Source organism: Desulfogranum marinum (assembly GCF_016918565.1).
In the GTDB taxonomy this organism is placed as follows: domain Bacteria; phylum Desulfobacterota; class Desulfobulbia; order Desulfobulbales; family Desulfobulbaceae; genus Desulfogranum; species Desulfogranum marinum.
The window spans coordinates 61779-80532 of the sequence record NZ_JAFFQD010000010.1; the positions used below are offsets into that span (position 1 = coordinate 61779).

An 18754-nucleotide genomic window follows, 5' to 3' on the forward strand; every position below is an offset into this window, starting at 1 on the left:
ACAATCCTTTGCTTGTGTTTATGCAGGTTCGGTGTAGCTCGGTTCTGCAGGTTCTTTCACATCGTAGTCACGCTCCCAGCCCTCGTTTTCCAGCTTCAAGGTTTGGATAGCTATCGCGTTGGCATTGGCATCGAGATCGGGCATGGCCTGAAATTCAGACACCCAGCAACGATAAACCTTATACGCAATGGCAAGTTGCCCTGCCTCGTTATAGAGCTCGATGATGATATCTTTACGAAAATCCTTGAGCGACACTTCGCTCCCTAAGCCTGAACCGTAATTCCACACCTTATTGGCCCACTGTTCAAACTCAGGGTCATGGGTAACGCCCCGCTCCAGGGTAATTGCTTCATATTTGGTACGTCCCGGAGATTTACGGGAACTGGAGGGGTCGCCGCCTTCACGGTGCTCCACAACTTCGGTACTTCGTTTGAGTGCACCGACCTTGGAGATGCCGGCTACATAGCGGCCGTCCCATTTGATCCTGAACTTGAAGTTTTTGTAGGGATCAAAACGTTGTGCATTGACGCTGAACTGTGCCATTCCTCTCTCCTTACGTTTGAATCTGACCGGCGATCTGCTGAATCTTGATAACTACAAACTCAGCGGGTTTGAGCGGGGCAAAGCCAACCACGATATTGACAATCCCCTGATCAATATCGTTCTGGGTGGTCGTTTCGCTGTCGCACTTGACGAAATAGGCCTCGCGTGGGCTGCTCCCCTGAAAGGCGCCCTGACGAAACAGGTTATGCATAAAGGCCCCGAGGTTCAGACGAATTTGCGACCAAAGCGGTTCATCGTTGGGCTCAAATACCACCCACTGGGTGCCGCGGAACAGACTTTCTTCGATAAACAGGGCCAACCGTCGCACCGGCAGATACTTCCACTCCGAAGCCAACTGGTCGGCGCCCCGTAGCGTGCGCGATCCCCATACGACCCTGCCGGTGATGGGAAAGGCGCGTAGGCAATTAACGGCCAAGGGGTTGAGCACGCCATTTTCGCCATCGGTCAGCTTAACGGTCAGCTCCACCACCCCCTTGAGCGTGGCGTCATTACCGGCCGGTGCTTTCCATATCCCCCGTTGACTGTCAGTGCGAGCCATGACACCGGCAACCGCCCCGCAGGGTGCAAATTCAGCCAGGCGGTTTTCCTGCAAGGGATCCGGCAGCTTGATGCGTGGGAAGTACAGTGCCGCATTGGTGCTGCGACTCAGACCCCAGCCCGGACTTTCCAAGCCTGTACCAGCATTGGTCAAATGCGATGGCTCTGTCCAGCTGGTGAGTGGATCGACCACATACATGGCCCTCCGGTTCTCGCAGTAGGTGGCCGCAGCGCTGCGGGTTTGAGAACCGATATCACCACCGACGGGCAGGGTCAGAGGGGGGATGCAGAGCAGGTTGAAGATATCAGCCTTTTCCAATGCCCAGATACCCTGTTTGAGATTTTCCAGCGAAGGATGGGAGATTTGATCATCGGTAATGGCTAACCCGTTGTCTCCGTCAGCATTGAATGCGGTTGAGGAGGTATTGTCCAGCATCGGGTCAACCCCTGGTGGAGGATCAGCATGATCAGTGGGTATTGTGCCGGGCGCAGTCCCATCTATACGAACCAGCCTGGACTGCTGTGCAAGCACATCAGTAATAAATCGTGCGCTATCGGTAACAGTGGAGACATTGAGGAAACGTTCTGTCACACCGGTACTTGTATCGCGGATGGTAAGGTTAAACAGGGTAGAGTCGGTAGGGACATGTTCAACCCTTACCCGCAACTTTTCACCCCATTCACCGCTGCTGGCTGCAACCAGATCAAAATTCGTAGGCAGGGTCAGCGTGGCTGCGTTGCCGCCGTTTTGTACCCGTATAATAAGGGCATCGTTGCCACCGTTCTGAAAAAATTGCCGTACAGCGTAACTCATACTGCTGTCGCGCCATAAGCCACCGAATAAGCGTTCATACTCAGCAAAACTCTGTACCCGGGTCGGTTCATTTTCCGGTCCGCGCAGGGCACGGCCGATAAAGGCGGTTATCGAGGTGGCGACCCCGGTGATCGTGCGGACCCCGCTGGACACCTCTTCAATATAAACGCCGGGATAGGATAAGGTTACAGGCATAACTATTCTCCTTATGGGGTTGAATCACGACCGACCAGGATTTCAATCACTGCATCGGCTCCGGTGCTGTTGGTAAAGGTTAGACTGGTGGCACCGCCGAGCAGACTCACCGCCCCTTTTCCAATTAAGACATGCGGCCCGTCGAGGATGACGAGACTACCACTGAGGTCATAGCTCAGATTGGCATCAGGCTTTTTGGGATTAATCACGAGTAATGAGATGTCGGCACCTGCCGGTACCAGATTTACCACTTGGGTCACGGTATCGAGCAGCTCGACGTCGAACTTGTCGTACGCATCGGCATTGACAATACTACCCGCTGCTGAAACACTCGGGCCTTGCAACACCTGGGTGACAAAATTCCATTTGATAGTTTCAGGCATGCCATCTCTCCTTTTGTTTGTAAAAAGCCCGCCCTCTCTGGTTGGAGGTTGGCCGCTAATAGTGAAATATATCCTTTCCTTGATGCGCCATCACGAATAGAGGTCCTAAAAAATTGTAGTGGCTCAGCTCAAACACGAGAAACTAAGTGCCGTAAATAATACATTGTGGACAGCAAATGTTATGCCAATGGCTAAGGGAAACCTCTTAACGTGGGCGGACTGATGGGTCCTGAAGGGGATGACTACTTCTACGCCGGCGAAGCAGTGTTATGTTATGGTAGGAGTTCGATTGTTTTCAGGTGAGGAGCAATAATGAAACGTTACGTAGCTCGTGAATTGGGTTCACTTTCATTATTTTTCGCCTGTTTTATTGGTTCTTGGTTGAAATGCACCACCACTTTTGGTGCATTTCAACCAGTATTGTTTTTAGCTTTATGCCTTCCTCACCGATCCCTTCCAACAACATCAGCAGGATAAAGGCGGCCTTGCTTTCTGGTTCGGCTTGCAAGATGCCGGGAAACGAAACCAGCTGCGGAGAATCAAAATTTCGGTCGGCAAGAAGATAGCGGACCCTGTCTTTTACATCCTCTAGCAATCTCGACTTACCGGTTTGTTTTTACCATACAGCATGCTTCGTATTTCTTGCCGCTATCACAAAGAAAAAAGTCATTGTTCGTATTTTCTTCTTAGACTCATCAAAAATTTACCACGTTCCGCCCTAAGAATGTGACAACCTTCCCCACCTCAAGGCAAAGCAGCCAAAGCATAAATAATGAAACACCAAAACACAGTGTTTCCCCATCACTAAATGGCATAAGACATGCAAGCTTACGAAGGAAAGATCAGACTCGTCATCGACCTGTTTATTATTCATCTTAGCGGCGAGCCGGCACTTGCGCTTCACCCCAAATTCTCTTCCAATGGGATACGTATCCCCCACTAAAAGGAGGACAAACATGCTCATCACTCGAAAAAATGTAATTCTGCTTTTGGCAGGTATCACTCTGCTGGCTTCCTGCAGCGGCAACGGCAAATCGCCTGCCGACTCTGCTTCGGCAGGGTCCGACGATGATGTTGCCATTGACCGATACATTGTCGCCACAGCAGAAGAGATTGCTGCCGAGGAACTATACCTGCGCGAGGTTGGCAAAATCCAGCCGGATCCTGCTGTATGGGAACTGATAGAAACCAGAGAGCTTAAACCGTTAAGTGCACCACGCCTCAACATCGATCCGGATTTCGACAAGCTGGTCCCTGACGCTCAACTGGCAGAAGAAGATGCAACAGAGCGAGCAGCTCCCAGCCGAGAACTGGCAATCATGAGCCTGGCAGACGGCCGCACTTATAGACAAAAGCCCGGCACCATGCTCAAAGGCCGTAAGCTGACCTCCACAATCAGCACACTGAAGAAGCAGGAACGCGCACTGCCGGAAGCCGCAGAGGAGGAGGCCGATACAATGGGGGATTTGGACAGCGATCAAGAGGAAGGAGCAGTCCCTCGCCAGATCGTTGGCAGCGACAATCGACGCCGCTCAACCACCTCGAGCAAGACCGAAATAATGGTGCGGCTGCAGAGCACCTCCAGTGCTGATGCGGGCTTCTGTTCTGGTTCGATGATTGGTCCGCGGGTTGTTTTAACCGCTGCCCACTGCGTGACCAACAGCAGGGGCGAGTTCGACTTCACCAACACCTATATCGTTCCCGGTGCGCGCGGTGCCTCCTACACCGGCGAGAGAAAACCCCAGGGTGCCCGTTTTGTTACCAGGTATATAAAACCAAACGGCTGGAGAGGCGGCGGTCCCAAATATGATTACGCCCTGCTGGTAATCAGTGACCATCCACGGGACACCAGTGGTTCTGTCCGCTGGACACCCAGATGGGTTCGGTTCGGTTACCAGACCAACAGCTGGCTCGAAAAAAAGAATTTCAATCTCAGGGGGTATCCAGGAGCACGAAATACCTGCGCCGACGCGGTAAGCAGCGATGGCGGACGCTGCAACGGCTATGCATACTACCATGATCCAGCAAGGAAAATTGACAACGCGACCTCAACAACCATGAAATACAAACACGACACCCAGGGCGGACAAAGCGGAGCTCCCGTCTACTATTACTCAGGAGGCGTGAGAACGCAGTACGGAGTCCACAAAGGTGCTACCGGCAGCAGAAATCGCGGCCACAAAATTCGCTCCGGCAGCTTCGGCCTGATGTGCGATACCATCGAAACCTACACCAGTTCCCATTTTCCCGACCCGTACTGCCCGTAAACCATTGATGCGGGAAGAGCAGAGACGGATGATTGCAGTAAACAGCAGCAGGCTATCTTGAATTATCCAAGACAGCCTGTACTTAGGCCCATCACACACCCTCAATTTTCAACAAAGGAGAAAGACATGGCAAAAAAAGCATTACTTGTCGGCATTAACGACTATCAGGGGATCAGTGATCTGCGCGGGTGTATAAACGATGTGACCAACATGCGGGATATCCTCAAGACCTACCTTCGTTTTACCAACAGAGATATCCGTGTGCTGGTGGACAACCGTGCCACCAAAGCTAATATTATAGCTCGGCTTGAGTATATGGTGCGTAAAGCCAAAACAGGAGATTTTTTAGTTTTTCATTTTTCCGGCCATGGTTCTCAAATCCGCGATCGTGACGGCGATGAGCTTAAAGATCATATGGACGAACTTATCTGCCCGTACGATATGAACTGGGACGGCACCTTTATCACAGACGATACCCTCAATAGCATTTTCACCAAACTGCCCAAGGGAGTGTTGTTGGAAGTTTTTCTCGATAGCTGCCACTCCGGCACCGGTCTTAGAGATGTCGGCCTGGGGCGCCCACCAGAACTTGCTCCAGAACATCCGACACTGTCCAGATACCTTCCTCCGCCCATTGATATCGCATGCCGGCTGGAGGGTGATGAGGATGACCTGAAGACCGAACGAAGTTTCAGCGGAACCGACCGCAGCACGGTACACCATATTCTGTGGTCCGGGTGCAAGGACAATCAAACTTCTGCCGATGCCTACATCAACAACTCATACAACGGAGCCTTTACCTATTATTTCTGTAAGCATATGCGAACCAGCGGAGGGGGGATATCCCGTAAGGAACTCCTGCGCCGTGTACGGCAGTCCCTCTATAAAGGCGGCTATTCCCAAATACCGCAGCTCGAATGCGAGGCCACGGTTCGCGCCGGCCGCACCCTGAGCGCCAAAAAAACAACCAAAAAAGACCAGGCCTAAAAAGGCCTGTAATCTACCCCGGAGGGACACAACTACAAGCTTATATCCGGCCTGCACTCTATTGAATCGTTTTTTTCACAATTCTGGAGAGGCCGGATTTTCACACTCGCAGTGCAAAGAAAGAGAACAAATAATCAGGCAATTATCCACCCTTCCGGCTATGCCGACCTCCAACACAGCCCCCAAAAGAGAATACTCCGTCGATCAACCAAACTGCAGGCCGCACTCAGGGCATTTCGGCGAAGTAGGCGCAAAACGAGTCGAGCAAGCAGGACAGACAACTGTTTGCATATCTGTGTCAAATACTGCCCCGGCTAATGCAAGATCATCAGTGTTGAGGCCGGTGGACTGGATATAATCTCTCTTGATAATCTCCATTGCTCTCTCGGCATCTGCTACTTTAACCTTCAACTGAAGGTCAGGACCGCCTCAGCCCTTTGAAGGGATGTCACCGAAAAGGAGAGAAGGGACATACTCTGCTTTTAAAAGATGCTGTAGTGATTTTAGCGAATTCAGTTTCCCACCATGAATGGTAACCAGTTCATCCTCCTCAGAAATTTCCATGGACCGTGGCGACGAATTGGCTTCCAGCTGCATGAGCATCTCCAACTTTTCAGAGCGAACCAAGTTAAATTTATATTTTTTTTGCTCATTACTTAAAATTAATCATCTGAGCGTTAATGCAAAACAGGTACAAAGAAAATAAAAGGAAAAGTTGTACAGAAGTACCACCGAGATATCAAACGAAAAAGTGTGCAAAGAAAAGTCTCTAAAGAAATCCATCCTGTTTTAAGCCTGTTTCCGGCCTATCAAGTCATTTCGTTCTTCATCGTTGTAAGCTTTTACCAATAAAATAGCTGCGCCCCCTGTTTGACACGTGCTGTGCGTACCCGGCAACCAGCCTTTTTTCTACGGTGTAAAATATTTGCATATCGCTAATGATCAACCTATAGTGCGTTACACAAATGCATACAGCTTATCCACCCAACGTATACTCGGAAAACCGCCATGCCCAACCTGCCTGATGACTTGACCCCCTTTACTGATTTTGCCGCCGCGCTGGCACAGCGAGGTGGAGAAATTGCTCAACAATGGTTTCGCGCCGACTTTACCATTGACGTCAAAACAGACTGCAGCCCGGTAACCATAGCAGACCGAAGCGTTGAGGCCGAACTGCGGGAAAGGATTCTCAGCGCCTACCCGCATCATGGCATTCTGGGGGAGGAGTACGGTCAGAAAGCGGTAGACGCCGAATATGTCTGGGTCATTGACCCCATTGACGGCACCCGCAGTTTCATCACCGGCTCGCCGCTCTGGGGCACGCTCGTTGCATTACTCCATAAAGGACGCCCGGTCGTAGGCGCAGTAGAGATACCGGTCTTGCAGGAAAGATGGATAGGTACTGCGGCACAGGGATGCCGTGCAGGCTCCCCGCAAAAGGGAACAGTCACCAGTCGGGTGAGCCACTGCACAGAACTTGCAGCTGCACAGTTTTACACCACTTCCATAAGGTATTTTGACGAACAGGACAAACCGACTATCAACCAACTGGCAGACACAACCGCCAACGCCCTTTTTGGCGGAGACTGTTATATTTACTGCCTGCTGGCCTCGGGCTACATTGATCTGGTGGTAGAATCCCAGCTCAAGCCCTACGACTACCTGGCCCTGGTCCCCATCATTGAAGAAGCTGGAGGGGTTATCACTGACTGGGAAGGCAAGCCGATGTCCCTGCAGTCAGACGGCAACCTTATTGCGGCTGCGACCCACGAGCTCCATGCCCAGGCACTCCACTTCATACGCAACAGAAAATGTAAGTGATCACAGAAGCCCATGGAGCCTCCCGCTGGTCGTTTACCTCTTTGAACGATCGCGATTGTCCACGTAAAGGGATTAACTTTCACGACTTTATACTTATCAGAAAAAGGAGACAACCAGCTTCGTCACCGCCAACAATTGATTCAAAACGTGGTACCATGATAATCAGTGCAAGTCGAAGAACTGATATACCTGCATTTTACTCTGAGTGGTTCATGAATAGACTCAGACAACGATTTGTTTACACTAGGAATCCATTTAACAACCGGTTGATCTCAAAAGTCCCCCTTTCTCCTGATCAAACCTCATGCATTGTCTTCTGGACAAAAAATCCTGAAAATTTCTTGAAACACTTACCTGAAATAGATCGAATGGGACATAGATACTATTTCCACTTCACCCTCACTTCTTATAATTCAGCTATTGAGAGAAATGTTCCAAAAAAAACTACAGTTATAGAAACTTTTAAGAGGCTATCAGACGAAGTTGGAAAAGAAAGAATAATCTGGAGGTATGATCCTGTTTTTTTGACTGACAGATATGACATTTCATACCACCTGAGATGGTATGAGTATCTGGCCAAGCAACTTAGTGGGTATACCGACAAATGCATATTCAGCTTTCTCGATATGTATAAGAAATGCGAAAAGAACCTTAAAACTGTTCATGTCCATCCATTAAACAATAAGTACAAAAACTGTTTAGCAAAAAACTTTCACACTATTGCCCAATCATGCTCAATCAATCTGGAAGCATGTGCTCAAGAAGAATGTTTTGAAAAAGTTGGCGTATCCCAAGCAAAATGCATAGACGACAACCTGATCTCAAGGCTGAATGGCAGGGAACTTTCTTTCCCAAAAGATAAAAATCAACGAAAGCATTGCACTTGCGTTACCAGTGTGGATATAGGTGCATACAATACATGTAAAAACTTCTGCCTATACTGTTACGCAAACAATAGCAGGAAAGCCGTATTAAATAACATTGAAGCTCATAATGTAAACTCTCCCCTTCTTATCGGTTTTCCCAGAGCCAAAGAAACAATTATCGACAAAAAAATTATCAGTGGCAAAGGCGTGCAACTGCAACTCTTCAACAAAGAATAGGATGGCATTGATGGAAAACTTGCGGGAACATACCGCAGGTCACGATGGACATCTGAAGGTATTCCCCCGGGAACGCCGAGCTCCAGCTCGGCACAGGAAAGAAAAAATGTCTGAAAAAGGATGGTATTCGCGCGGCTATGTCCCGCACCTGGATCGCATAGGCTTGCTGCAGTCGATCACCTTTCGGCTGGCAGACAGTTTACCGCGTGAGGTCCTGCATCGTATAATCGTAGAGTTAAACGGCATCCCTGTGCACAGGAAAGATGCAGAAAAACGCAAAAGAATTGAAACATATATGGATGCCGGCATGGGTTGCTGTGCGTTAAGGCATCCGCGAATGGCATCTGTAGTACAGGAATCTTTACTGCAATTTGATGGGCAGAGATACCGGCTTCTTGCCTGGTGTATCATGCCCAACCACGTGCATGTATTGATCGAACCTTGGGCAGCCCTTGGCAAAATTGTCCAGTCATGGAAATCCTATACCGCTCGTTGGGCAATGCAACATAATGCCGAGCTGGAGCTCGGCGTTCCCGGAAAAAGCCTTTGGATGCGTGAATATTGGGACAGGTATATCCGAGACGAGCAACATTTTCGGGATGTAATTCGCTATATTCACTATAACCCGGTAAAAGCGCAACTCTGTGCTACACCCGAACAATGGCTCTAGAGCAGTGCAGTTTTGTATAACAGCTGATTCATAGTCCATTGAGCACCATGTAAAAGGACAGCCTTTTTCAAACCTAATCATGCTCTGAGCATAGTAAAATAAGGCGCTGAAACATACCGCAAGTCACGATAGAAACCTAAAGGTATCCCCCCTGGGAACGCCGAGCTCCAGCTCGGCACAAGAAAGGAAAAATGTCTGAAAAAGGATGGTATTCGCGCGGCTATGTCCCGCACCTGGATCGCATAGGCTTGCTGCAGTCGATCACCTTTCGGCTGGCAGACAGTTTACCGCGTGAGGTGCTGCATCGTATAATCGTGGAGTTAAACGGCATCCCTGTGCACAGGAAAGATGCAGAAAAACGCAAAAAAATTGAAGCATATATGGATGCCGGCATGGGGTGCTGTGCGTTAAGGCATCCGCGAATGGCATCTGTAGTACAGGAATCTTTACTGCAATTTGATGGGGAGAGATACCGGCTTCTTGCCTGGTGTATCATGCCCAACCACGTCCATCTATTGATCGAACCTTGTGCAGCCCTTGGTAAAATTGTCCAGTCATGGAAATCCTATACCGCTCGGTGGGCCATGCAACATAATGCCGAGCTGGAGCTCGGCGTTCCCGGAAAAAGCCTTTGGATGCGTGAATATTGGGACAGGTATATCCGAGACGAGCAACATTTTCGGGATGTAATTCGCTATATTCACTATAACCCGGTAAAAGCGCAACTCTGTGCTACACCCGAACAATGGCTCTGGAGCAGTGCAGTTTTGTATAACAGCTGATTCATAGTCCATTGAGCACCATGTAAAAGGACAGCCTTTTTCAAACCTAATCATGCTCTGAGCATAGTAAAATAAGGCGCTGAAACATACCGCAAGTCGCGATAGAAACCTAAAGGTACCCCCCCGGGAACGCCGAGCTCCAGCTCGGCACAGGCAAATGAAGAAACTCCAACTGGTGCGGGAACCACACCCTAGCCACTACTTGTACCTGACCGCCTTATTGATTTGTTTATCCAGCTCTGTCTTCAGAACCAAGGCAATCTTTCTGCCAGAAAAAGGTCCGTTCACTTCGATTTCCTGACCGATGAAGAGCTTACAGCAATGCAGCAGGCTGTCATGGATGGATACAATGTCCCAGACCAATCAAGTAAGCAAGACACAAGACTCCGATAACCTACAACTATTCTCACCTATTGAGAAGCAAACCGTCCAGGGGTAAATACCTGTTAATCTACGCCGACTATCTTAAGATCATGAGCCGCGACATGGAGCGGCCTAACAGATAAAACACTTTGGCGAGCAGGATGAGGAAGACCTGAATACCACGCATGCTACGTCCCCTGACCTCAACAGCCTTCTTCGTTATTCTTTGTTATACATTGACACTTTTCAGGTATTGCAACCTGCTACGGACCAACCTATATCAACGATAAGGCTCGTTCAATTAGCAAGCCGGGGGAGTAAACTAGGCAACGAATCAAGGGCGTACAAAGGAACATTACACACATTACCATCTTTACGAAGATTACGAAGTGAAGTGCGAACAAGAAGATCAGCGTTAAATTTTGCATCAAAAGATTGCAGGCTCTTACTCTTTAGATTGATACCTGCCTTCACTTCCAAAGGAAAAACAGCCTCTTTTGTTTCAAAAAGAAAATCCACTTCTGCCTTGCCGCTGCTACTCTTCCAATATTTCAACTCCGACCCCAAGGTACTCCTAAGCTGCTGAGCCGCGTAATTCTCAGTAAAAGCACCGCAAAATTCACGAAATACCTGCTCACCCTGAATAAGCAGTTCCGGTCCCAGACCTGCCATAGCCGCCAAAAGCCCGACATCCAACGCATATACTTTAAAAATATTTTTCTGCAAATAGGCCACGAGTGGTCTTTTGGGTGTGTTTATGCAAAAAGCACGCTGAATAAGCCCCGCTTCTTCCAGCCATAAAATCGCATTTTCATAATCACGTGCCCTGGCGCTTTTACGGATTGTGGAAAACATGAACTTTTTATTTTCCCGGGCCAGTTGAACCACAATGGAATCCCATACATGTGAGAGTTTGCGAATATCAGACGGTTGTGCGTACTTGGCAAAATCAAGAGCATATGAAGTGAGGATCTCTTTGTGGACGACTCTTACTTCCTGCACATCGTTCAACTCAGCCATACAGCGTACAGCCTCAGGCATTCCGCCACAAAAATAATATTTCCTGAGCAAATCTATAAGCTCCAAGTGAAAGGCTTCAGGGAGCGGTTGCACTTCTTCAAGATTTTCCAGGTATTCGCGAAGGCCGGTTTCCCCCATCCCATCCAGGAGCTCATAGAAACTCAGGGGTAAAAGGTCACGAAAATTGACCTTCCCCACAGGAAAAGATTTTGGCGAAGACAACTTCACACCAAGAAGAGAACCCGCAGCAGCAATATAGTACTCGGGAGCTTTCTCCTGGAAATATTTTAGACTGTTCAGCGCATTGTTCGAGAGTTGTATCTCATCAAAAATAATCAGATGGCGCTTCGGTAAAATGCTTTTTTTGCTATGGAGGGAAAGGTTGGTAATTATCTTGTCCGGATCGAGACTTTGAGCAAACAAGCTATCAAGCCGAGCATCTTCCTCAAAGTTACAATAGACGACATCATCAAACTCTTTTTCGCCAAACTTTTGTAAAATATAGGTTTTACCAGTTTGCCGAGCGCCTCGCAGGATCAGCGGTTTCCTGCGGGCAGATCCTTTCCAGGCAAGAAGTTGGGGGTAAATATCGCGTTTCACAACTTCTCATTAGCCTCCTTTCTGGCAATCATCAAGTTTTTTCGTTCTTAAAAAGTGATGCGACTCCATTTCTACCACCCAAAAAAGACCATTGACACCAATGAGAAAAATCAAAGGAACGTTTTGGACATTGACTAACTCTTCTAGAGAAATTTCCTTGAATTCCTCGTGATCTTTATTGATAAACCAACCATCGAAAATTCTAGAAAACGCAGTGGAATAAAAATCTGTAGCAGATTGAATGACAAGCTGCTTGCAAATGGATGAAGGAAGATGACTTTCAATCTCTTCAAGGTTGGAATGAAGTCCAAATAGCAATACGTTATACACGCTCCAGCCTCGCAATCATAAAAGTTATGCTATTCATTCCCCTAATAAATCATGAAGAATAGACTCTCTTTTTATTCTTATTACTCTCTATTTGAAAAGACCTTCACAAATCGGAACAAAAAGCAGCAAATCGGAACTTTTCCTGTAGTCTCTTATTATTACTGGTTCGAGGATAGAGAACGTAGGCGACACCAGTATTAATCGGAATTATTCGTGTCGTTTCCTTTTCTTTCATATCTTTCGCATTTTGACCATATACCATGCAGTAACGAGGACATACCACTAGAGCACTTTTTTTCTCCAATGGCACACATATTGGAAAATTACGGCTGGATAATCTCATAAAGTACTCTCTGGAGACACGGTAAAGCAGTGATTTCTATCCAACGATCAAGGTTCTAAAAACAGGATAATTTGAGACCAATATCGGTATAGCGCTTGTCACCTACCAAGTGCTACAAGGAACAACTTAGATCAAGGAAATGATTGAGGCGTCAGGAGGATTTCCTCATGCAAAAAACTAAAAAAAACACAAATAAACAGAATCAAATGGCGCTCCCTGTCGATTGGCACGGCCTGGGTAACGAGCCTCGTAACGAGAACCTTGCCAGGATAAGGGGCCCCGGCTCATTTGAAAAGCAAGAAATTGATAGGGAAAAGGAGAGTGAGCCGGATTCATTATATCGGTTTCATAAGCATATGAGGAGGGATTCCAGGAGGTGACGAGGGTCCATTTTTAAAATCTTCCGAGCATCAAAACCTTTACTAGCTCTCCTTAGCTCTCAGGACTATCTAATATGGCATTGTCATTACAGCAAAGAAACAGGTTTATACAAGGCAACCAGCGGGAGTTTGGCAATCGGTATGAACAACTTTTCTTTCCGGATGAGGAAACGCTCTCCGAGGCTGATAAACGACGTCGATATTTATTGCAGGAGTTAGCTGAAAGCGTATCTTTCGGTTGCCTTGGCACCAAGCTCGACATGTCGAACCTTTCTCCTGGGTGCCGAATCTGTATCGAAGGGCAATGGTCCTGCCTCTTCATTAACGGTAAATGCAACGGGAATTGTTTTTACTGCCCGACCAGCCAGGATGAGATCGGACTACCCACAACCAATACCCTGACTTTCCAAGATCCTAAAGAATATGCCGCCTACCTGCAGGTCTTTGGTTTTAAGGGAACGAGTATAAGTGGTGGCGAACCGCTGCTCACCCTCGACAAGACTGTTCGCTTCATTCGGTCCATAAAAAACCGCTTCGGCGGAGATGTTCATGTCTGGCTATACACTAATGGTATTCTTGCGACCAGGGAAATCATGAAAAAGCTGGCTGACGCCGGTCTTAATGAAATTCGCTTCGACATTGGGGCTACAGGGTACAGGCTCCGGCAACTGGACCATGCCGTGGGCATTATCCCAACGGTAACTGTTGAGATCCCGGCCGTACCGGAGGAGTCTGAGCGGATGATAAATTTGCTCCCCTCGCTTTATGACTGTGGCGTGCAGCACCTTAATCTTCACCAATTAAGGCTCACTCCTTATAATTTTAAAAAATTGGTCACTCGCGGCTATCGGTTCCTGCATGGGAAGAAAATGGCGGTCCTTGATTCAGAACTCGCCGCCCTTGAAATTCTCCTGCATGGAAAGAAAAAGAACATTAATCTGCCGATCAACTACTGTTCCTTCCCGTACAAAGACAGATTTCAGGCATTGGCAGCCCGTCGTCGTAACGGAACCTTTATTCTGAAAAGTTATGAGTCCCTTACCGAAAACGGCTTTATCCGGACGCTGATGATCACCGGAAATCCGGACGTGTTGTCTCAACAGGTTTCAGCATTGAAACGATCCGGCAACAACGATGGATTATGGAAACAGAACGGTTCTGAGGAGCTATCTGTCCACATCAACCTACTACCGCACATCGATTTCAAGGACCTTAACTTGCAAATTGCCTACAGTGCCGCCTATCAACGTCCGTCAGCCACTTATCGCAATCCGTTTACCAAGGTCACCATCTCCAGAAAAATGAACATCGTCATTGAGCGAGAAACGTCTCCACATCGATTTTCCCTTTCCTCGGATCAAGCCTCCACCCTTCCGGCTGCAATTTCAGCTACCGGTAGCAAACAAGCTACACAGGGCTTGGATAAATTGATTATCCAAGAGGAAATGATTGATTACGAATATGTTCGTGCCGGACTTGCCGACTACTATTAAAGGAAGTGATTCACGAAAAGATGCTCCTGTATTATTGTCTCAACAGAGGCTGCTCTGTTATCGAGTGTAATGCTCTTGTACATCACATCTCCATTTCTGCTCTTGTGCATCAACTGCAGCCTATCCTTACCAAAGATTATCTCAAATTTAACTCCAGAGCACCAGAATTTATACTGTTCCTGATCTGGTGATCTCAGAACTGAGCCTTGAGCTTAACATTGCCAAATCCAAGATATCAGTTTCGTACCTTCCCCGCTGATTAACACTATTCGTCCATTAACGGGCGAGAGATCGTAATGGCTTTTTCCAACTACACATCCAGATTAAGCAAAAGAATACGCTTTCAGTATTACCCACCCCGGGAGATCGATGCATTTATGAAAACCGACCAGAAAGAAGAATCGGAATAACCATGCCAGACAAAAAACGCTTTGCTATGTCAAACAGAGTACCCCTGCCATTCCCATATAATATATCAAAACAACAGGAAAAATTATGAACAAAGGCGACCTGATAGAACAAGTAGCAAAAGACTGTGATATGAGTAAAGCAGCTGCCGAACAGGTATTGGGCAGTATATTGACGACAATTACCGAGGCTGTTGCAACCGGGGATAAAGTAACGCTGATTGGCTTTGGAACTTTTTCTGCGACTGAACGACCAGCTCGCGAAGGCCGAAATCCCAGAACAGGTGAAACCATGCAGATCGCCGCCAAAAAAGTTGTTAAATTCAAGGCTGGAAAAAAGTTTACGGAAGCAGTGAAATAATTGACGACTCAGGAAGCTGCACGAGAAAATCCAGCGTAATGCGGTCTACCTCCAGGTAACCTTTCATCATCCCTACATTCAGTGTCAGAGGTGGAGTGAAACATGGTGGTAGTTGATCACCTGAGCGAAGATTTTACCTCCACAGTGAAGGTCTCAACCTAAAGCGTTGACAGAGTGGCCAAACCTTTGAACTGGCAATATTAATTTTAAAATCTGAAGAGCTTCTTACCAGGCTGGTGTATGGCTAAAGGCAGCCAAGAGAATGAGATGCACTGCGTCTTGACGTTTCCTTCACGAATCCTTATTTTAGGATGCACACTAAAGATAAAATAACAGTGAAACATATTTTAAGTTCAAGGCGTGCAGGATGAAGAGAGAGCTCCAAGGCAGATACGTGGCTATTTCGACGGTGGGTGAGAAGGCCCAGGCCTTCGTGCCCTCTTCGCTGCCTCCGATTCCGCCCATCGACTGGACGCCGGAGCTGCGCAGCAAGTTCGATCAGGCGCTACTGGCGCTCGGGCGGCTGGATAGCGTCTCGACCTTGCTCCCTCACACCTCGCTGTTCCTCTACATGTACGTCCGAAAAGAAGCGGTTCTTTCCTCCATGATCGAGGGAACCCAATCGTCGCTGTCGGACCTGTTACTGTTCGAACTGGATCAAGAGCCGGACGTTCCACTAAATGACGTGCGGGAAGTCAGCAACTATGTCGCCGCCCTCGACCACGGTCTACGCCTGATGGAGGAAGGACTACCGCTGTCATTACGGCTTTTCCGGGAAATCCACGGCGTGCTATTGACCAAGGGCCGGGGCAGCAATCAGACACAGGGTGAGTTCCGGCGCAGTCAAAACTGGATCGGCGGTACCCGGCCGGGCAATGCAGCCTTTGTTCCGCCTCCGGCCGAAGAGGTACTGAAGTGCATGGCTAAGCTGGAACTTTTCCTCCATGACCAGCCAGAGCCGACCCCTGTGCTACTCAAAGCAGCGTTGGCTCATGTGCAGTTCGAGACCATCCACCCATTCCTCGATGGTAACGGTCGCCTCGGGCGTCTGCTTATCACGCTTCTCTTGTGCGAGCAGAAGGTACTGCGGGAACCGATGCTCTACCTTAGCCTCTATTTCAAAACACACCGGCAGTATTATTACGAGTTGCTCAATAATGTCCGCCTGACTGGCGACTGGGAAGCTTGGCTCGATTTCTTCGCCGAGGCGATCATCGTCACCGCCACCCAGGCAGTAGAGACAGCGCAACAGCTTCTAGACCTGTCGAATCAGGATCGAGACAAAATCAGCGGTCTCGGCCGGCCAGCGGCATCGACCCTACAGGTTCATCGGGCACTGATGGAACATCCCATAGCCACCTCGGGCTCACTGGTGAAAAAAACAGGCATCACCCCGGCAACTGTCAATAAGGCGCTCGGCCACATGGAGCAACTCGGTATAGTGAAGGAGCTGACCGCCCAGAAGCGGAACCGCCTGTTCAGTTACGCGGGCTACCTCGATATCATGAGTCGCGGTACGGAACTGCCTGGCAGATAGTACAATTCAATTTCGGGTTTCGCTATCGAATCAGGTAATAAGTTTTTCACCCTTAATCGGTTTTTGGCCTATGAAGTCTAGTTGTCCTTCATTCAAAGCTGGGGATAAGTTTACGGATAGTATGAGATAAGCGGTGGTAACCAGCTCACTTGCCAAGCCCTTCAATGTGATCAATGGCCTTGAGTTTATGCTCATCCAGTAAATGAGTATAACGCTGCACCATCTGCATGGTGCTATGCCCTAAAATATCTGCCAAGGTGCGGAGGTCAACACCGGCCATTAGCAAATAACTGGCTGCTGTGTGCCGAAGATCGTGCATATGAAAATCTTGAATTTTTGCCTTCTTGACGGCATTATCAAATGCACGGCGGAAAAATAGATTAGGCCTGCGCTGCACAGTTTGCGAGATTGTATCTGGTAAAAAAACAGGCTGCACGCTGTTGCAAATTTCCGGCATGATATCGAGCAGGATCTCAACAGCCTGTATGGTTAGAGGAACACGCCGGGGCTTAGTTTTTGTAACTGTCAGGTCGATAATCCGGGCATCAATATCTATCTGCCCCCATACCAACCCGGCACCTTCTGATGGCCGCATGCCGGTATGGAGTAAGAGCTGCACATAATGATAAAGCTTTTCATTACGGCTCTTTTTGCATATCTCAAGCAAGTGCCGCGCCTCATCCTTGCTTAATAGCCGCAATCGACCTGCTGGCTTTGCCGGTTTTCTGATGGATGCCACCGGGTTATTTAATTCCAGTGCCCATTCCGTTATGGCGATCGTATACAGATGGGAAAGCAGGGCCAAGTCTTTCTGCACCGTTGACGGACCGACAATTTTCAGCCGTTTATCCCTAAAGGCAGCAACCAGCAACGGTGTAATGTCTTTTAAATTTAATCCTGAAAAATTCTCACGCAATCTGTTGGCGGATGTTATTTCCCGGGCTCTGGTATTGGGCCTTTTCTTGCTGGAAATTTCAAGTTCGTACCTGTCCAGTGCCTTCGAGAAAGCCATATCATCCGGGGGAGTATCTCCTACATATCCACCGGAGCGCAGTTTTGCCTCTGTATCCTCAGCCCAGCGCTGGGCATCGGAGAGACGATCAAAGGTCTGGGAAACATAGGGATGATCTTTTAATCGTATTTCAGCCTTATAGACAGTGCCTTTCTTTCTTTTTCGCTTAGTTATCCGAGCCATACTTTTTGGGCGTAATTTTGGGCGTATTTTTTTGCAAAAAGGGGCGATTCACAATAAAACTATGCCAAACGCAGCTAAAAAAGCAACTAAAAAGAAAAGGCCAAACCCCGCGTTACTGCTGGGTTTGGCCTTTATTTATATGGTGCTCCAGGCAGGATTCGAACCTGCGGCACCAGGATTAGGAATCCTGTGCTCAACAAATTGCCCCTTTAAAAAATCGTAGAAAATCAAGCAGATAAAACGGAAAAAATCGCCTAAGCGGTTTCAGTGTAGACGTTTTGTGGAAAACAGGAAAAAATGGTGATCCCGGCTGGATTCGAACCAGCGGCACCTAGATTAGGAATCTAGTGCTCTATCCTACTGAGCTACGGGACCACTCAACTAGTGCCCGTCCATAAATGGTATTTAGGCCTGATAGCGGCGTTATGCTTAAAATTTTATCCTCGGAATATCAACTATATGCCTGTGGTAAAATTTAAAGCATGCCTTGCTCTCAAACCAAAATCCTCATTTCTGGGCAGACACCAACTAGCAAGGGACATTTTTTAACAAAATTAATTCAAGAACGCTACTTTTTTATGTTTGTGAATGTAACGAACCTG

The 18754-nt window shown here is 48.0% G+C and carries 18 protein-coding genes, 1 tRNA gene and 2 pseudogenes; 11 read left to right on the forward strand and 10 right to left on the reverse strand.

The features are described 5' to 3' along the window. Positions 1 to 18: 18 nt before the first annotated feature. The 5 genes and pseudogenes from JWH17_RS07700 to JWH17_RS24575 form a co-directional block, all read right to left on the reverse strand. Positions 19 to 543, reverse strand: a complete 525-nt coding sequence (locus JWH17_RS07700; protein ID WP_205222016.1) for a phage tail protein — start codon at positions 541 to 543, stop codon at positions 19 to 21. A gap of 10 nt (positions 544 to 553) precedes the next feature. Next, positions 554 to 2110 (reverse strand): phage tail sheath family protein, encoded by a 1557-nt coding sequence (locus JWH17_RS07705; protein WP_205222017.1) that lies wholly within the window; start codon positions 2108 to 2110, stop codon positions 554 to 556. Between the two features lie 11 nt (positions 2111 to 2121). Further along, the gene (locus tag JWH17_RS07710; protein WP_205222018.1) at positions 2122 to 2493 is read right to left on the reverse strand and encodes a hypothetical protein; all 372 of its coding nucleotides are present in this window, start codon (positions 2491 to 2493) and stop codon (positions 2122 to 2124) included. A 367-nt stretch (positions 2494 to 2860) separates the two neighbouring features. Further along, positions 2861 to 3088, reverse strand: coding sequence for a hypothetical protein (locus tag JWH17_RS07715; protein ID WP_205222019.1), 228 nt, complete (start codon positions 3086 to 3088; stop codon positions 2861 to 2863). Between the two features lie 7 nt (positions 3089 to 3095). Beyond that, positions 3096 to 3149, reverse strand: a pseudogene (locus tag JWH17_RS24575) (SEC-C metal-binding domain-containing protein); the annotation flags it as partial. Positions 3150 to 3313: 164 nt separating this feature from the next. On the opposite strand from JWH17_RS24575, the gene JWH17_RS24045 reads away from it, so the two are divergent. The 3 genes from JWH17_RS24045 (at position 3314) to JWH17_RS07730 (ending at position 5747) form a co-directional block, all read left to right on the forward strand. Continuing rightward, on the forward strand, positions 3314 to 3436 hold the full coding sequence (locus tag JWH17_RS24045) for a hypothetical protein (protein WP_269755828.1): 123 nt from the start codon (positions 3314 to 3316) through the stop codon (positions 3434 to 3436). Between the two features lie 13 nt (positions 3437 to 3449). Next, on the forward strand, positions 3450 to 4760 hold the full coding sequence (locus tag JWH17_RS07725; RefSeq protein WP_205222020.1) for a trypsin-like serine peptidase: 1311 nt from the start codon (positions 3450 to 3452) through the stop codon (positions 4758 to 4760). A 126-nt stretch (positions 4761 to 4886) separates the two neighbouring features. After that, positions 4887 to 5747: a caspase family protein gene (locus JWH17_RS07730; protein ID WP_205222021.1), complete on the forward strand. Its 861-nt coding sequence runs from the start codon at positions 4887 to 4889 to the stop codon at positions 5745 to 5747. 204 nt (positions 5748 to 5951) lie between these two features. On the opposite strand, the pseudogene JWH17_RS24855 reads toward JWH17_RS07730, so the two are convergent. After that, positions 5952 to 6365: pseudogene (locus JWH17_RS24855) on the reverse strand (zinc ribbon-containing (seleno)protein DG); the annotation flags it as partial. A gap of 390 nt (positions 6366 to 6755) precedes the next feature. Here JWH17_RS24855 and hisN point away from each other — a divergent pair. From hisN to JWH17_RS07760, 4 genes are all read left to right on the forward strand, one after another. Next, positions 6756 to 7568 (forward strand): histidinol-phosphatase, encoded by an 813-nt coding sequence (gene hisN, locus JWH17_RS07745; protein WP_205222024.1) that lies wholly within the window; start codon positions 6756 to 6758, stop codon positions 7566 to 7568. 155 nt (positions 7569 to 7723) lie between these two features. Beyond that, positions 7724 to 8671 carry a DUF1848 domain-containing protein gene (locus JWH17_RS07750; protein WP_205222025.1) on the forward strand — a complete coding sequence of 316 codons (948 nt, stop codon included), beginning with the start codon at positions 7724 to 7726 and terminating at the stop codon, positions 8669 to 8671. Between the two features lie 106 nt (positions 8672 to 8777). Next, positions 8778 to 9341: an REP-associated tyrosine transposase gene (locus tag JWH17_RS07755; protein WP_205222026.1), complete on the forward strand. Its 564-nt coding sequence runs from the start codon at positions 8778 to 8780 to the stop codon at positions 9339 to 9341. A 191-nt stretch (positions 9342 to 9532) separates the two neighbouring features. Continuing rightward, positions 9533 to 10123, forward strand: coding sequence for an REP-associated tyrosine transposase (locus tag JWH17_RS07760; protein ID WP_205222027.1), 591 nt, complete (start codon positions 9533 to 9535; stop codon positions 10121 to 10123). A 660-nt stretch (positions 10124 to 10783) separates the two neighbouring features. Here JWH17_RS07760 and JWH17_RS07765 read toward each other — a convergent pair. Together JWH17_RS07765 and JWH17_RS07770 are read right to left on the reverse strand one after the other, a co-directional pair. Next, a complete protein-coding gene (locus JWH17_RS07765; protein ID WP_205222028.1) occupies positions 10784 to 12106 on the reverse strand; it encodes an ATP-binding protein in 1323 nt (440 codons plus the stop codon). A 9-nt stretch (positions 12107 to 12115) separates the two neighbouring features. Further along, positions 12116 to 12436, reverse strand: a complete 321-nt coding sequence (locus JWH17_RS07770; RefSeq protein ID WP_205222029.1) for a hypothetical protein — start codon at positions 12434 to 12436, stop codon at positions 12116 to 12118. A 510-nt stretch (positions 12437 to 12946) separates the two neighbouring features. Between JWH17_RS07770 and JWH17_RS07775 the strand changes: the two genes are divergently transcribed. The 4 genes from JWH17_RS07775 (at position 12947) to JWH17_RS07790 (ending at position 16957) form a co-directional block, all read left to right on the forward strand. Then, on the forward strand, positions 12947 to 13159 hold the full coding sequence (locus tag JWH17_RS07775; protein ID WP_205222030.1) for a hypothetical protein: 213 nt from the start codon (positions 12947 to 12949) through the stop codon (positions 13157 to 13159). Positions 13160 to 13233: 74 nt separating this feature from the next. Beyond that, positions 13234 to 14652: a radical SAM protein gene (locus JWH17_RS07780; protein ID WP_205222031.1), complete on the forward strand. Its 1419-nt coding sequence runs from the start codon at positions 13234 to 13236 to the stop codon at positions 14650 to 14652. A 495-nt stretch (positions 14653 to 15147) separates the two neighbouring features. Beyond that, positions 15148 to 15420 (forward strand): HU family DNA-binding protein, encoded by a 273-nt coding sequence (locus tag JWH17_RS07785; RefSeq protein WP_205222032.1) that lies wholly within the window; start codon positions 15148 to 15150, stop codon positions 15418 to 15420. Between the two features lie 367 nt (positions 15421 to 15787). Then, complete coding sequence (locus JWH17_RS07790; protein ID WP_205222033.1) at positions 15788 to 16957, forward strand: Fic family protein; 1170 nt, start codon at positions 15788 to 15790, stop codon at positions 16955 to 16957. Between the two features lie 145 nt (positions 16958 to 17102). On the opposite strand, the gene JWH17_RS07795 is transcribed toward JWH17_RS07790, so the two are convergent. After that, entirely contained in the window at positions 17103 to 18152 is a 1050-nt protein-coding gene (locus JWH17_RS07795; RefSeq protein WP_205222034.1) for a tyrosine-type recombinase/integrase, read from the reverse strand. A 298-nt stretch (positions 18153 to 18450) separates the two neighbouring features. Then, positions 18451 to 18527: transfer RNA gene (locus JWH17_RS07800), tRNA-Arg, on the reverse strand. Between the last annotated feature and the right edge of the window lie 227 nt (positions 18528 to 18754).

What these genes read in the sequence shown, in the direction of transcription:
- JWH17_RS07780 (WP_205222031.1), top strand. Translation starts at nt 13,234, where the DNA reads ATGGCATTGTCATTACAGCAAAGAAACAGGTTTATACAAGGCAACCAG.
- JWH17_RS07755 (WP_205222026.1), top strand. Translation starts at nt 8,778, where the DNA reads ATGTCTGAAAAAGGATGGTATTCGCGCGGCTATGTCCCGCACCTGGAT.
- JWH17_RS07785 (WP_205222032.1), top strand. Translation starts at nt 15,148, where the DNA reads ATGAACAAAGGCGACCTGATAGAACAAGTAGCAAAAGACTGTGATATG.
- JWH17_RS07705 (WP_205222017.1), bottom strand. Translation starts at nt 2,110, where the DNA reads ATGCCTGTAACCTTATCCTATCCCGGCGTTTATATTGAAGAGGTGTCC.
- JWH17_RS07730 (WP_205222021.1), top strand. Translation starts at nt 4,887, where the DNA reads ATGGCAAAAAAAGCATTACTTGTCGGCATTAACGACTATCAGGGGATC.
- JWH17_RS07795 (WP_205222034.1), bottom strand. Translation starts at nt 18,152, where the DNA reads ATGGCTCGGATAACTAAGCGAAAAAGAAAGAAAGGCACTGTCTATAAG.
- JWH17_RS24045 (WP_269755828.1), top strand. Translation starts at nt 3,314, where the DNA reads ATGCAAGCTTACGAAGGAAAGATCAGACTCGTCATCGACCTGTTTATT.
- JWH17_RS07790 (WP_205222033.1), top strand. Translation starts at nt 15,788, where the DNA reads ATGAAGAGAGAGCTCCAAGGCAGATACGTGGCTATTTCGACGGTGGGT.
- JWH17_RS07700 (WP_205222016.1), bottom strand. Translation starts at nt 543, where the DNA reads ATGGCACAGTTCAGCGTCAATGCACAACGTTTTGATCCCTACAAAAAC.
- JWH17_RS07725 (WP_205222020.1), top strand. Translation starts at nt 3,450, where the DNA reads ATGCTCATCACTCGAAAAAATGTAATTCTGCTTTTGGCAGGTATCACT.
- JWH17_RS07760 (WP_205222027.1), top strand. Translation starts at nt 9,533, where the DNA reads ATGTCTGAAAAAGGATGGTATTCGCGCGGCTATGTCCCGCACCTGGAT.
- JWH17_RS07710 (WP_205222018.1), bottom strand. Translation starts at nt 2,493, where the DNA reads ATGCCTGAAACTATCAAATGGAATTTTGTCACCCAGGTGTTGCAAGGC.
- JWH17_RS07750 (WP_205222025.1), top strand. Translation starts at nt 7,724, where the DNA reads ATGATAATCAGTGCAAGTCGAAGAACTGATATACCTGCATTTTACTCT.
- JWH17_RS07775 (WP_205222030.1), top strand. Translation starts at nt 12,947, where the DNA reads ATGCAAAAAACTAAAAAAAACACAAATAAACAGAATCAAATGGCGCTC.
- hisN (WP_205222024.1), top strand. Translation starts at nt 6,756, where the DNA reads ATGCCCAACCTGCCTGATGACTTGACCCCCTTTACTGATTTTGCCGCC.